General features: G+C 51.5%; 9 protein-coding genes. 4 read left to right on the top strand and 5 right to left on the bottom strand.

The genetic code is table 11. From position 1 onward, the window contains the following. Window positions 1-49 precede the first annotated feature (49 nt). From ABD07_RS03225 to ABD07_RS03215, 3 genes are all read right to left on the bottom strand, one after another. Window positions 50-445, bottom strand: a complete 396-nt coding sequence (locus ABD07_RS03225; protein WP_160817088.1) for a septal ring lytic transglycosylase RlpA family protein — start codon at window positions 443-445, stop codon at window positions 50-52. A 241-nt stretch (window positions 446-686) separates the two neighbouring features. Beyond that, a complete protein-coding gene (locus tag ABD07_RS03220) occupies window positions 687-1,394 on the bottom strand; it encodes a Crp/Fnr family transcriptional regulator (protein ID WP_160817087.1) in 708 nt (235 codons plus the stop codon). Between the two features lie 361 nt (window positions 1,395-1,755). Then, complete coding sequence (locus ABD07_RS03215; protein WP_160817086.1) at window positions 1,756-2,466, bottom strand: Crp/Fnr family transcriptional regulator; 711 nt, start codon at window positions 2,464-2,466, stop codon at window positions 1,756-1,758. A 186-nt stretch (window positions 2,467-2,652) separates the two neighbouring features. On the opposite strand from ABD07_RS03215, the gene ABD07_RS03210 reads away from it, so the two are divergent. After that, complete coding sequence (locus ABD07_RS03210; protein ID WP_108698626.1) at window positions 2,653-2,811, top strand: DUF3309 family protein; 159 nt, start codon at window positions 2,653-2,655, stop codon at window positions 2,809-2,811. A gap of 163 nt (window positions 2,812-2,974) precedes the next feature. Here ABD07_RS03210 and smbP read toward each other — a convergent pair whose 3' ends face one another. Both smbP and ABD07_RS03200 read right to left on the bottom strand, forming a co-directional pair. Next, window positions 2,975-3,316: a small metal-binding protein SmbP gene (smbP, locus tag ABD07_RS03205; protein ID WP_160817085.1), complete on the bottom strand. Its 342-nt coding sequence runs from the start codon at window positions 3,314-3,316 to the stop codon at window positions 2,975-2,977. Window positions 3,317-3,417: 101 nt separating this feature from the next. Next, window positions 3,418-3,603, bottom strand: coding sequence for a CsbD family protein (locus ABD07_RS03200; RefSeq protein ID WP_160817084.1), 186 nt, complete (start codon window positions 3,601-3,603; stop codon window positions 3,418-3,420). 703 nt (window positions 3,604-4,306) lie between these two features. Here ABD07_RS03200 and ABD07_RS03195 point away from each other — a divergent pair. From ABD07_RS03195 to ABD07_RS03185, 3 genes are all read left to right on the top strand, one after another. Beyond that, window positions 4,307-12,796, top strand: a complete 8,490-nt coding sequence (locus tag ABD07_RS03195; protein WP_338040484.1) for a glycoside hydrolase family 94 protein — start codon at window positions 4,307-4,309, stop codon at window positions 12,794-12,796. Between the two features lie 440 nt (window positions 12,797-13,236). Further along, window positions 13,237-13,494 carry a hypothetical protein gene (locus ABD07_RS03190; RefSeq protein ID WP_160817083.1) on the top strand — a complete coding sequence of 86 codons (258 nt, stop codon included), beginning with the start codon at window positions 13,237-13,239 and terminating at the stop codon, window positions 13,492-13,494. Between the two features lie 342 nt (window positions 13,495-13,836). After that, window positions 13,837-15,360 (top strand): peptide MFS transporter, encoded by a 1,524-nt coding sequence (locus ABD07_RS03185; RefSeq protein WP_160817082.1) that lies wholly within the window; start codon window positions 13,837-13,839, stop codon window positions 15,358-15,360. Window positions 15,361-15,403: the final 43 nt, after the last annotated feature.

The following is a 15,403-nucleotide window of genomic DNA, read 5'->3' as shown; positions in this document are numbered from 1 at the left end:
AGCATGCAAAACCCGGCACATGCCCATTTTGTCACACCGGTAAATTGGACTATGGAGTTCCTTTGTCCGCGCGTTTGGTCTCAATCCTGACGTGAGCCGTGCCATCCTTCCGCATATCGAGTTTCTTAGCCGCTGCCTTGGAAACATCAATGACGCGATCCTTGACGTAGGGGCCACGGTCGTTAATTCTGACTTCCACTGTTTTATCGTTATCGAGGTTGGTCACTTGGGCTTTGGTACCCATCGGCAAACTCGGATGGGCCGCCGTCATCTTGGTTTGATCGAAGATATCGCCATTAGCGGTTTCCTTGCCTTGAAATCCTGGCCCATACCAGGATGCCTCGCCAATCTCAGTGCGTACTGAACGATCGGCGCCTCCCCTTTTCTCTTGCTGGGTCAGTTTGTTTTTTTCATTCCCATACTCCGAGCTACAACCTGAAATCATAGCGGAGCAGCAAAACAATGCGACTGGCAAAGTCCTCCAGAACCGTGCACGGCAGAATATGACCTGTTTCATCAATCCTCCTGTAATATCAAGGCGCAGGTACTATAAAAAGCTGCAATCGTTAGAACAACCGGATAGCGATTGCATGCTTCTTATCAGTCCCAGCATGGCATTATCTTTCTCCTATTCCCGATATAAATCTGTACGTTCCCGCACATATCATCGTAACCCGGGTCTATTCTCAGCCTAGAATTTGTTCGTACAGCGCTTTCTCCGTGCGGTAGCATTCACAGGAAGCCGTTTCCAATCCGGCACGATCGAGAATCTTAATATCCCCTCGTTTGTAACTGATCAAGGCTTTATTTTGCAGAGAATTCGCTGCTTTAGTGATGCCGACACGCCGCACCCCCAGCATATAAGCGAGAAATACGTGCGTGACATGAAATTGGTCGGATTGCGCCCGATCCTGTGTCATCAATAGCCAGCGCGCCAGGCGAGCTTCCACCACATGGAAACGGTTACATCCGGCCGTTTGAGCAATCTGGCTCATCACAACATAAAGATAGCGTTTTAATTCCTGCTTAAACGCCGCACTTTTCTCAAGTTCGTTTAGAAACACGGAGGTCGATAAGCACATGGCCTGACCTGCTCCCTGAACCACCGCATTATAGGAAGCGACATTCACCGACAAAATAAGCGGAAGGCCGAACATGCCTTCATAACCGACCAATCCTACTTCCAGATTGTGATTGCTATCAATCGGTGTGACCAAGGAAATAATGCTCGTGGTTGGAAAATAAACATGCGATATGGGGTCGCCGGAGCGATACAAAATGTCTGCAAAGACAAGTTCAGTTTCTACACAACGCGCAAGTAACTGTTCAGAATCATCGCTAGGTAAGGCAGCTAACAGATGATTAGTGCCGGTAACGACTGGAGCAAGTGACATCAGCATTCTCGAAGTATAAAAATAAACCGGTTGATCAGTAAGACATAAATATCTGAATCTATGATTAATAAAGAAAAGGTGTGTGAATCCACACGTTAGAAGTAACAAGTTACATAAGAAAATTTTGGCTGTCTGTACGGTAGTGTACGTAACTGCATTTCGCCTAAGCGGCACAGCACGAAGCACAGCCGGTTAATCTACAAAGCCATTGTTTGCAGTGAAAATTCACACACCCGGTGATTGATCGTTGAATGTCGCGGTTTTTCCAAAGATTGTCTGTATCGAATCAAGCCGTACTGGCCGATTCTTTCCGCTGGTGAGTATGCTTGTGATTGATTTCTTGAGTGGAAAAAATTGATGATCAGGAATTAAGTATACGATCGAATTCCTTTTTAACCACCTGATAGCATTCACAGACTCGTTCCTCCAGCCCTTTCCGGTCCAGTACGATGATATGGCCGCGGCTGTATTGAATCAGGCCTGCTTGTTGTAATTTTCCAGCTGCTTCAGTGACCCCTTCACGCCGTACGCCTAGCATATTGGCAATTAATTCCTGGGTCATGGCCAATTCATTTGAAGGAAGCCGGTCGAGACTGAGCAGCAACCAGCGGCAGAGCTGCTGATCGACAGAATGATGCCGGTTGCAAACTGCTGTTTGGGACATTTGGGTAATGAGCGCTTGTGTGTAGTTCAGCAACTTATGCAGTAGCGCGCCGTGGCGGTTAAATTCTTGCATAAATATTTGCTGCCGTATCCGGTAACAATATCCTGCGCTCTGCACTACGGCACGATTCGGCATGGTTTGTCCGCCCATGAAGAGAGCGATACCGACAACTCCCTCAAAACCAACCACGGCAATTTCCGCTGAAGCGCCATTTTCCATCACATAAAGCAGAGATATGATGCAGTCCATGGGGAAATAAACGTACAGGAGTTTTTCTCCGGATTCGTAAAGCACTTCACCCAAAGGCATCTCGATCAGTTCAAGATGAGGGAAAATGCGTTGGTATTCCGCATCCGGTAACGCAGTGAGGAGGTGGCTTTTTCTAGGGCTGCAATGCTTATCAATCATGTAAACCCTTCAATCGGTGTCATCTATATAGAATAAAAACTTTATATCTACGCCTTTATAACATATTCCTGATTAATACAGAGTGCGCTAGCGCACAGATTCTTCCGGGCATTATCGCTAGGCTGTCAGCGCGGTATCGTTATCAGATACGGCTTTTCAATTCAACACTTTCCGAGGAGCATTTCCATGTCACTTAGCGCAATTTTACTCTTAATCATTATTTTGATGCTTGTTGGCGTCATTCCCATCTGGCCGCACAGCCGTGGGTGGGGATATGCACCGAGTAGCGGGCTGGGATTGATTCTGGTCATTCTGCTGGTTTTAATTCTATTAGAAAAAATATAACTGTCAGTACTCGCGGTGTATTCATTTCTTAGTTTTGAGAATCTTTCCCGGGAATTGACAAGACTACCTCGATAGCCGAACCGTACACCCTTCCAAAAGCTCAAAAAAAAGCAGCGGGGATTAATCCGCTGCTTTTTTATTGCTACTGAAACGAATTAAACCACTATGCGGCTTGCTTCAAATGAGTCACTGCTTCTTCAGCAGCTTTCTTTGCTAAATCCGTAGCTCCTGATTTACCTTGCTTAATCGCTTCGTCCAGGCTCTTAATACCGGCATCGATATGTACAGCGGCATTTTTTGCGGAAGTTTTTTCTGTTTTTGAGGCGCTTGCATGGGTTTTTGCTTCTTCGGCATGTTGTGCGACAGTTTTTCCATCAGCGGCTTTGATCGCAGCTTCTGCATGCTGGATCGCTTGATCCAGATGACTTTCGGCGGCAATAACACCAAACGAGCAAAGCGATATGATTAAGACGATGGCAAATAGAATATTGGTTTTTATGTTCATTTTATAGTTCCAGTTTAATGAGTATTAAAATACTACGTTGCTGCTCTGTAACAACCCGGAAATGCTGCATGGGCAGATCCGGGCCGGTCACCTGCGCTTTGTTAGCTAGTTTTATTAGCTTCTTTAATATCTTCTTTGGCATCACCAACGCCCGCCTGAATTTTGCCGACATTTTTCTGGATATTGCCTTTGACTTCCATCTCTTTATTGTCCAATATCTTGCCGACAACTTCTTTAGCTTTGCCTTTGGTTTCTTCGATACGGCCTTTCACTTGATCTTTGTTCATGATTGTCTCCTGACAATTAACTTCAAGCGATGATCAAAACATGGAATCACATCTCGCATCACTTGTTTGTAAGCCTATATACATCGCTACATTCAGTCTGTGCGACAGCGAACTTATCCTGAAATATAAATACCGGATCGCTCCGGTTTGTTGAGATTTATGCAGCAAAAACAAGCATCGCAGCCAGCAAGCGATAAGATCGATTGCGGATAGCGCCATGACCGGACCGGCAGCGGCCTGCACAACCCCGGATTCATGAGGCATCGCAATCCTCGCGGCATTGAGGAGGTCGAATTTGCCGCTCTGAAGAGATTCTATGTACGTTATCGCACATACGATCCCATATTCCGATCAGTATAATTTCCTTCAAACACAGCAGCAGAGGCCTATTCACCGCCAGGGCAATGCGGATGCAGTAAGACTTTAATCATCATTTGATCGAAGCAATAAACACAGCGTAATGGTTTCCGGCGCATACAGCCCATAAACCGGCGCTAAGCTGGCCACCACAAGTTCGAGCAAGGAGAATGTTATTAACATCAAAGAGTTCGAATTTTCAGCACGTACACGAAACATACTTCACAATGCCCAGGATACGGAGTTATTACGCTCCGAGCTGTTCAGCATCGAGCAACTGAAGCGTCATAGCGCAACGCTGGCCGGGCAGTACGAGATCGATCCGCACCCCGGACCGGACCGTTTATTGCCGCGCTTAGCAGATAACGCAGCCATCCTGCTAGCCGCCTATGATGTTGTGACCGCGGCCGCGCCGGGACAACGGATAATTCCGGCAGAAGCTTGGCTGCTGGATAATTTTTATCTCATCGAGCAGCAAATTGGCCAAGTGCGCCGTCATTTGCCACGCGGATACAGCCGCCAATTGCCGCGATTGGCTAATGGCCCGTCAGCCGGTTTTCCTCGCATTTATGATTTGGCATTGCAGTTGATTTCCCACATGGATGGCCGTATCGATAAAGAAAACGTCACCCAATTTATCGCCGCCTACCAGACAGTAGAACCGTTAAAACTGGGTGAATTATGGGCATTTCCGATCATGCTGCAGTTGGCGCTGATAGAAAACCTCCGCCGTGTCGCTCTGCGGATCGCCCGCCGGCGCGAAGATCTCAATGCGGCCATCAGCTGGGCGGATCGCATGCTGGCAACCGCTGAAAATGAACCGAAGCAGCTGATCCAATTGCTGGCCGAATTCGCCAATGCCGATGTCCCCTTGACCGCACCATTTGTAGAGGAATTTTATGCCCGGCTCCAGGCTCAAGGGCCTGCCATGGCATTCGTTCAAACCTGGGTTGAGCAAAAGCTGTTAGAACAAGGCGTAACGGCCACACAACTATCAGAATCGGCTGGCCGGACCGCAGCGGCCAATCAGATCTCCATCGCCAATAGTATCGGCAGTCTGCGCGTTATCGATACCATGAACTGGCGGGATTACGTCGAGTCACTCAGTGTTGTCGAAGAGACATTGCGCGAAGATCCGGCGGGAATGCACTTCCGCCAGGATTTCGCCACCCGCGACCGCTACCGGCATGTCATTGAGGATGTGGCGAGAGGCAGTTCACGCACTGAACTGGCAGTGGCGCGGGAGGTTATTGATCTCGCCCGGGCAGCAGCGGAACGGCTTGGCGCCAGTGATCGTACCGCCCACGTTGGATATTACCTGATCAGTCACGGCCGGCTGATACTGGAACGCGCAACCGGTTTCCGTCCCCCATGGAAATTACGGATTAGCCGTGCGAGCAAGTCTTTCAGTCTATTGCTTTATCTAGGTCCGATTCTGCTGCTCAGCGTATTGGCGGCATCGGCCGCACTGTTGACACTCGACGATCTCGGGCTGCAAGACTGGCGCTATTGGTTTTTTGCGATGACCGGCATCATTGCTGCATCGGCACTGGCGGTGCCACTGGTCAATTTATTCGTTACGCTTATTTTTCCTCCACGCACGTTACCGCGGCTGGATTTTTCCAGCAGTATCCCAGCGGCTCACCGCACCATGGTGGTCGTTCCTACTTTACTGAGCAAACCGCAGGAAATCGATGATCTGCTCGAAGCCCTGGAGATCCGTTACCTCGGCAATCGTGACTCCAATCTGTTCTTTGCCTTGTTGACGGATTTCCGCGATGCGCCGCAATGCACGCAACCGGAAGATGCCGCATTACTGGCGTATGCGCATACGGCCGTGCAGAGACTGAATGCCGCTTACCAAGACGACCGGCCGTGCATTTTCTACTGGTTTCACCGCCCGCGAGTATGGAATCCTTACGAACAGGTTTGGATGGGCTACGAGCGCAAGCGCGGCAAACTGGAGCAGTTCAATGCCTTACTGCGCGGCGCAGCTCAAACGGCTTTTTCGGAGATCGCCGGAGAAGTTTCCATCCTGGAATCGATCCAATACGTCATCACGTTGGATACCGATACGCAGCTTCCCCGCGATGCGGCGCGCACGCTGATCGGTAACATCGCCCATCCGCTCAACCGGCCGCTATACGATCCTGCAAAGAGACGCATCGTCGAAGGTTATGCGATTCTGCAGCCCCGTGTTTCCATCAGCTTGACCAGTGCGGGTCAATCGCGGTTTACAAAATTGTTTGCCGGTGAATCGGGCATCGATCCCTATTCACGCGAAGTATCCGATGTCTATCAAGATATTTTTGGCGAAGGATCATTCATCGGTAAAGGGATTTACGATGTCGATGCCTTTCGTCAGGCGGTTGATGGCTGTTTTCCCGAGAACCTCATTCTGAGCCACGACTTGCTGGAAAGCGGGTATGCCCGTTGCGCGCTGGTAACCGATGTCGACCTCATCGAAGAACATCCGGCCAGTTACGCCATAGAAGCCAGCCGGCGGCACCGTTGGATACGCGGCGATTGGCAGCTTGCGGGCTGGCTGCTGCCGCGCGTGCCGGGGCCACCCGGCGCCGATAAAGCGAAAACAAAGCGGCAACCCAATCCGCTCACTGCATTATTGATATGGAAAATATTCGACAACCTCCGGCGCAGCCTCGTATCGCCGTCGCTATTGGCTTTACTGGCCGGTGGCTGGTTATTCGGTCCGGGGCCCGCATGGTTCTGGACTCTGCTGACCGCAAGCGTGGTGTTTTTACCGATCTTGCTGGGAACGCTGATCGAATTTATCCGTAAACCGGCAGAGCGGGATTGGCTGGTGCATATTAATTTGACCGGCATCTTAGCAGGCCGCCCCATCGCACTCGCTGTGCTGACTTTGATTCTGTTGCCTTACGATACGTTGATCAGTCTGAGTGCGATCGTGCGCTCGGGATTGCGCATGTTGTTTACGCGTCACGGCTTGATGCTGTGGCACTTGCCATCCTATACGCATCGCAATGCGCGCCGCAGCTTGGCCGGTTTTATTAAAGAGATGTGGATCGGACCGGCTTCGGCAGTAGTGTTGTTCCTGTTATTGGCACACAATCAATCCGCCGGATTGTTGTCCTGCGCACCGGTTTTGTTAGCCTGGTTATTGTCACCGGTTGCCGGCTGGTGGATCAGCAAACCGCTTTCATCCCCGACACCCCAACTGACGGCCGATCAGCTCGTGTTTCTGCGTACATCCGCGCGGCGGACGTGGCGCTACTTCGCGCAGTTTACGGGCCCGCAAGACAATTGGCTGCCGCCCGACAATTTTCAGGAGCATCCGGCCAAAACCATCGCCACACGCACTTCTCCAACGAATATCGGCATGTCATTGCTGGCCGGTCTGGCCGCGCATGATTTTGGTTATATCTCCGCTGGCGAATTCCTGCGCCGGACTCAAAACACCCTGGAAACGATGGAAAAGCTGGAACGTTACTCCGGCCACTTTTACAACTGGTACGACACGCGCACACTCAAGCCATTGCACCCGCAATATATTTCTTCCGTGGATAGCGGCAATCTGGCCGGTAGTTTGCTCACTTTGCAAGCTGGATTGATCGAATTGAAAGAACAACCGGTTCTTTCAGTCAATGCGTTTCAAGGATTGCGGGATACCTTGTCCGTACTTGCCGAGCATGTACCCGCATCGCCTGCCTCGAATCTTGCACAGCATGTCAAAGTGCTCGAGGACAATCTGCACACACTGATAGTGAATGGGCCGCCGCACACAATGGCAGCCACGGATAGCTCGCTGGAGAAAATGCGCCTTCTTGGCGAAGCAATGGTGACTTACCTGCCCGCAAATATCGATATCGATGGCGAACTGTATTACTGGGCACAGGCATTCAATCAGCAAATTAACGCACTTCAAGACGATCTTCGATACTTGGCGCCTGAACCGCAGCATTTTGACAATATTCCGGCATTGCTGGAATTGACCCAAGGAAATGCGGCAGATACTGAAACGCAGCTTCCAGCCGGAACCATCAGGAGTGCACGAGAACGAATCAACCTTATCAATGATCTGGCGGATCGTTGCCGCAAGCTCGCGAACATGGATTTTGAGTTTCTCTATGACAAATCGCGCGATTTGCTGGCCATCGGTTACGATGTAGGCGAACGGCGCCGCGATCAATCCTGTTACGATCTGCTGGCATCCGAAGCGCGCTTAGCCAGTTTCTTACTCATCGCGCAAGGACAGGTACCGCAACGGCATTGGTTTTCACTTGGCCGTCTGCTGACCAGTCATGGCAGTAACGTGAGCCTGATTTCCTGGAGCGGCTCAATGTTCGAGTACCTGATGCCGCGTCTGATCATGCCCAGTTATGAGAACACACTATTGGATCAGACCTGCAAAGCCGCCGTGTTGCGCCAGATCGAATACGGCAGGCAACGCGATGTGCCATGGGGAATTTCCGAATCCTGCTATAACACCACCGACCTGCACCAAGTCTATCAATATCGGGCATTCGGTGTGCCAGGGCTGGGTTTCAAGCGAGGCCTGGGAGATGATCTGGTCATTGCGCCTTACGCCAGCGCGCTGGCGTTGACAGTGATGCCGCGCGAGGCGTGCCTTAACCTGCAAATGCTCGCTGCCAATGGCTTACTCGGCGCGTATGGATTTTACGAGGCCGTCGATTACACGCCATCGCGTGTACCGCGTGGCAAAACACGTTCTATTGTGCGCACCTTCATGGCGCATCATCAAGGTATGAGCCTACTGGCCTTTGAGCATGTATTGCTCGATCGTCCGATGGAGCGCCGTTTTATGTCCGATCCGCTCGCCCAGGCGACAAAATTGTTGCTGCAAGAGCGTGTACCGAAGAAGGGCGCAACATTACACCCCCATGCGGCGGAAGTCAGCGCCACAGCGCGCCCAGCGGCCGCAGAAGCCGGTGCTATCATGCGGGTTTTCACCAACCCGAACACGCTGATACCGGAAGTACACCTATTGTCCAACGGACAGTACCACGTGATGGCGACTCATGCCGGTGGCGGTTACAGCCGCTGGCGGGATCTCGCGGTTACCCGCTGGCGTGAGGATGCCACTTCGGATGGCTGGGGCACCTTCATTTATTTGCGCGATCGTGATTCCGGGCAGTATTGGTCCACTGCGTATCAGCCCACGCTACGCAAAGCCGATCACTATGAGGCGATCTTCGTACAAGCGCGCGCGGAATACCGCCGCCGCGATCAAGCAATCGAAACGCACACTGAAATCAGCGTTTCACCCGAGGACAATGTCGAGATTCGCCGTGTCACGCTCACTAACCAGTCACTCCGTATCCGTCACATTGAGATGACGAGTTATGCGGAAGTGGTGCTGGCAGCGCTGAATTCAGACCTGGCTCATCGCACGTTCAGTAATTTGTTCGTGCAAACGGAAATAGTCCGGGATAAACAGGCGATTCTTTGCACACGGCGGCGGCGCACGCCGGAAGAACAGATTCCCTGGATGTTTCATCTCATGGCGGCGCCCGGTGCGATAATTGACGAACCGTCTTATGAAACGGACCGTACGAAATTCATCGGGCGCGGGCGGACAACGTTTAATCCAGTGGTATTGGATAAGAATAATCGTTCGTCAGCTTTGTCGAATACCGATGGCTCGGTGCTTGATCCGATCGTATCCATCCGCCGCACTGTCACTTTGCTACCGGATGAATCGGCCACGGTGCAGATCATATCAGGTGTGGCGAGTACGCGTGAAGGCGCCTTGGCGTTGCTGGAGAATTATTGCGACCGGCACTTCGTGGAACGCGCTTTTGAAATGGCATGGTTCCAGAGTCAGGAAGTGCTGCGCCTGATCAACGCCACCGAAACCGATGCCCAGATCTACGGCCGCCTTGCGAGCTCCATCATATACAGCAATGCATTGCGGCGCGCTGCTCCCAGCATCATCGCCCGTAACCAGTTGGGTCAATCCGGACTTTGGCGCTTTGCCATTTCGGGTGATTTACCGATCGTGCTGATTAGAATCGGTAACTTGAATCGTATCGATCTGGTAAAACAAGCACTGCAAGCGCATGCCTACTGGCGCATGAAAGGCTTGGCCGTCGACCTGGTGATCGTGAACGAAGATTTTTCCGGCTACCGTGCAGCTTTGCACGACCAGGTCATCGGTTTGATTAATGCGGGATCGGACGGGCAAATCATTGACAAGCCCGGTGGTGTTTTCGTGCGGCGCACCGAAGAACTGACCGAAGATGAAAGGGTCTTGCTCCAGACGGCCGCTCGTATCGTCTTTAGCGACACGTCCGAAACATTGATCGAACCATTGGAACGCCGTATATCATCCGAGCGGATTTCGGATCTCCTGGAGCCACGATTACTAACGGTGTCTGAACCAGTCACCCCGTTAGCAGCCCGCGAACGGATATTTTACAACGGCTTGGGGGGATTTACGCCCGACGGGCGCGAGTATGTCATTACGCTGGAACCCGGTCAAAGTACGCCCGCACCGTGGGTCAATGTTATTGCCAGCCCGCACATCGGCACGGTTGTAAGTGAGAGCGGCAGTGCGTATACCTGGGTGGAAAACGCGCACGAATTCCGCTTGACCACTTGGCACAACGATCCACTGAGCGACAGCAGCGGTGAAATGTTCTATATCCGCGACGACGATAGCGGGGTTTTCTGGTCACCGGCGCCCTTGCCAAGCGGCGGTCAATCCGGATATGTATGCCGCCATGGGTTTGGGTACAGCGTGTTCGAACATTACCAGGCCGGAATTTCTTCGGAACTGCATACCTATGTCGCTATGAATGCGCCGGTGAAATTCGTGGTGATCAAGCTACGCAACCATTCCAAGCGCACTCGGCGATTATCGCTAACCGGATACTGGGAACTGGTACTCGGTGAATGGCGGCACACCAATTTAATGCACATTGTGACTGAAGTGGAACCGCATAGTGGCGCGCTGTTGGCTCGCAACGCTTACGGCCGCGAATACGCCAAACGAGTGGTCTTTGTGAAAGTGAGCGAACGAGAATGCTCAGTGACCGGAAATCGCACCGAGTTCATTGGCCGCAATGGCTTGTTGTCCAATCCAGCGGCAATGCGGCGCAAGCGCTTATCCGGCAAGACAGGCGCAGGTCTCGATCCATGCGCGGCGATTCAGACACAAATCGAACTGGCTGCGGGACAAGAACGCGAAATCGTGTTTCTCTTCGGTGCAGCGCAAAGCACCGAAGAAGTACAGCAATTTATCGAGCAATACAGTGGAGTCTCAGGCGCCCGGCAAGCATTGGAAGAGGTGTGGAACTACTGGAACCACACGCTGAGCGCGGTACGTGTAGAAACACCGGATCCCGCTTTGGATGTTTTGACCAATGGCTGGCTCATCTACCAAACACTATCCTGCCGGCTCTGGGGCCGCAGCGGATATTATCAATCCGGCGGCGCGTACGGTTTCCGCGATCAATTGCAGGACAGCATGGCACTGATCCACGCCACACCATGGCTCGCCCGTGAACAACTCATACGTTGCGCCGGACGGCAATTTCTTCAAGGCGATGTGCAGCACTGGTGGCATCCCCCCAACGGGCAAGGCGTGCGCACGCATTTTTCCGATGATTATCTGTGGCTGCCGTATGTGACCTGCCATTATGTGCTGGCGACCGGCGATACCGGTGTACTGGATGAATCGATCCACTTTCTGGAAGGCCGCGAGTTATATCCGGAAGAAGAAGCGTACTACGACCAGCCACAGCGTTCCGCAGAAGCAGCAAGCCTTTATGAGCATTGCATACGCGCCATTAAACATGGTCTGCGCTTTGGAGAACATCAGTTACCCTTGATAGGATGCGGAGACTGGAATGATGGCATGAATCATGTCGGTCGCGATGGCAAGGGCGAAAGTGTCTGGCTGGCATGGTTCTTGTACGCAAACCTTCAGCTGTTTTCCGGCCTGGCACAGCGCCAGGGAGACCAAGCTTTTGCCAACTTTTGTGACGAACAGGCTAAATTGCTGAGTACCCATATCGAGGCCAATGCCTGGGATGGCGAATGGTACCGGCGGGCCTATTTCGATGACGGCACACCGCTCGGCTCGTCCAGTAACGATGAATGTCAAATCGATTCAATCAGTCAGAGCTGGGCAGTGATTTCAGGCGGCGGAAACACCGCGCGTGCCCGGCAAGCAATGACAGCAGTCGACAAGCGCCTGATACGGCGCGATAAACAGCTGGTCCAGCTGTTCGATCCCCCCTTTGATCACTCAGAACTTGAACCTGGGTATATCAAGGGTTACGTTCCCGGCATCCGTGAAAATGGCGGGCAGTATACCCATGCTGCGATTTGGTCCGCGATGGCATTTGCTATGCTAGGTGACCGGGAACGCACCTGGGAATTGTTTGCCATGCTCAATCCCCTTAACCACGGCCGGACACCGGCGGAGATCGAGCGTTATAAAGTCGAGCCATACGTCATGTGCGCGGATATTTATGGTGTAGCACCCCATATCGGACGAGGCGGTTGGACTTGGTATACCGGAGCGGCGGGCTGGATGTACCGGCTGACCGTGGAAACACTGCTCGGTCTGCAATTGGAAGTGGATCATTTACGCATAACCCCATGCATCCCGGCGCATTGGAAGTCGTACATCATCCACTACCGCTTTCGTGAGACTTTCTATCACATCACCGTTAAATGCAACGATGCGAAATTAAGTCATGAGATGCATATAACGGTGGATGGTAACGTGATCACTAGCATGGATACCGGTAAATCAGGGCGGCCACAAGGCATGATTCCGCTTGTAGATGACCGGCAGGTTCACCACGTTGCGGTGGATTTGAGTTAACTGCCAAAATGTCTTCGCATTCATTACTGAGAATAGCGAAATCACCTACAAACCAAGGTATATCCACAATTTCTACAGCCCATCAATCAGGGCTTAACCTTACGTGTTCGCACGTACAGATAAATTAGAAATATTGCATTAGGATGATGACTCACCATTTCAGAACAGTACCGCACCAGTCAGCGCAGTTTGTTGTGCGTAGCCGGATGGCTGGAAGAGTTTAAACCCAGTGCGCCTTTTCTTACTCCTGACCCAACTCCTTGGGCGCGCTGGGATCCTTATGAGCGGAACTGTGCAACGAGTCCTGTGCCCCTCAAGATGTGCATAGTGCCGACCCAGTTCTGCTCACCACTTTCCGTCAAAAATTTTTCTCGTCGAATTTTTATTGATACGATGACTCTATTATCTATACACGTCATTAAAAACATCGGGGGTACGCAATGATTGAGCTGTTGGGGTGGATCGGTCTGGTGATTTCTTTTGCATTGATGATTTACCATCAATATATGCACTCTAATTATGAAAAAACCTATGAATACATTAGTAAAAGATACGCCAGCAAGGTAAGCGGCATCAAATTCCCTTCCAAGGATGATCATTTGAGGGATGCTAAGAAATTTTCATACTACATGGTATTCCTCGCCTGCATTCTGATCATCATGAATTTTCTCTCTCAACACTATGCGGCGGATTACTGATAGGCGAAAGTGCATATCTGGATTCACGAGCGGTTAATCAGCAAGTCAGGCCCAGGAGTGCAGGATCGAGACCGTACCCTGCCCCATACCATCACTAGATAAAAGCGGCGCTGGATTGCCGGGAAACGATGAGCTTGATATTCGCTGCACGTTCCAGCAATTCAGCCTGACTGAATGATCCTCCCGAACGTAGTTATCACTCAGCCATTCATCACAAAATCACAACACTTCGTACCGAAGTCAAAATGCGCATTTATTTCCTCCGCTGGTTATAATGCCCCGCCGCTCAAACTTACAGCGCCGTCAGCAGCATCCGGACAACGTTAATCCATTGTGAAACGTATGAATTCATCAGGACACCCCAAAGGTCTATACCTTCTGTTTTTTACCGAAATGTGGGAGCGTTTCAGCTACTACGGCATGCGCGCCATCTTCACATTGTTCATGATCAAAGCCTTGCTGCTCGACAAAGCGCTGGCATCCGAAATTTATGGCAACTACACCGGTTTGGTTTATCTGACACCGCTCATTGGCGGTTATATGGCGGACCGTTACTGGGGCAACAGACGGGCCATACTTGTTGGCGGCATCCTGATGGCAATCGGGCATTTCTGCATGTTTTTGTCCGCAGCGAATTACAACGATATTGCTTTCGCGCAACCGATGCTCTTTCTCGGTCTGGGATTCCTCATTCTTGGCAACGGTTTTTTTAAGCCGAATATTTCCACGATGGTCGGCCAGCTGTACCCGGCAGGCGATCAACGTATCGACGCCGCATTCACCATTTTCTATATGGGCATCAACCTTGGCGCATTCCTCGCGCCGCTGGTATGCGGCAGTTTGGGCGATACGGGAAACCCCGCGGATTTCCAATGGGGTTTTCTGGCTGCCTGCGTTGGCATGATCGTCAGCATCTTCACCTTCGAGTTGCTCAAAAACAAACTCATCGTCACGCCCGAAGGCGCAGGAATCGGGCTGGTTCCGGAGAAGAAAATCCTAACCGGCCATGACGCCAAAGCACCCGCGATGCCGCTTTCTCAAAGACTGGCTTGGGCGGTCGCCACGTTGGTTTTATTCGCTATGTTTTATTACCTTATGGATCTGGGTCTCATCGGATCGAGCATCTTCTCCATCACAATCATCGGCCCCGCAGCGATCATTGCCGATAAAGCCCTGAGCTCAATTGAAAAGAAACGGATCGGCGTCATCTATATTCTGGCTTTCTTCGTGATTTTCTTCTGGGCGGCATTTGAACAAGCGGGTGCGTCGTTGACCTTCTTTGCTGAGGAGCAAACTGACAGAAATTTGCTCGGAACCGAAATTCCCGCCAGCTTCTTTCAGTCCATCAATGCCGTGCTGATTATCATACTGGCTCCAGTATTCGCAGTGATCTGGACCTTCCTGGGGCAACGCGATTGGGAGCCTTCATCGCCCGCCAAGCAGGCATTAGGATTGTTATTCTTGTCGCTGGGCTACTGCGTCATCGCCTTCGGTGTCAAAGGCATCGACCCGGCCATCAAAGTCAGCATGATGTGGTTATTCAGTTTGTACTTGCTGCATACCATCGGCGAGCTGTGTTTATCGCCGATTGGTTTAGCCATGGTAGTCAAACTGGCGCCAGCGAAGTTTGCTTCGTTATTGATGGGCGTATGGTTCTCATCCATGGCGGCCGCCAGTAAATTCGCAGGCATACTGAGCGCTTTGTACCCCGATCCGTCGTTGCCCGCAGCACCGGTATTTGCAGGCTTCGAAATCGCAGGTTTGTACGAGTTTTTCATGATCTTCGTGATCTTGTCCGGAATTGCGTCCCTCATTTTGTTCGCACTCACCCAAATATTGCAAAAAATGATGCACGGTGCGCAATAGCGGTTTTGCGTCAATTCAATTTGCACCGGATAACGCAATCCCT

The organism is Nitrosomonas oligotropha (assembly GCF_009833085.1).
In the GTDB taxonomy this organism is placed as follows: domain Bacteria; phylum Pseudomonadota; class Gammaproteobacteria; order Burkholderiales; family Nitrosomonadaceae; genus Nitrosomonas; species Nitrosomonas oligotropha.
Note: the sequence above shows the minus strand (reverse complement) of the source record. Positions and strands in the feature narration are given on the sequence as shown.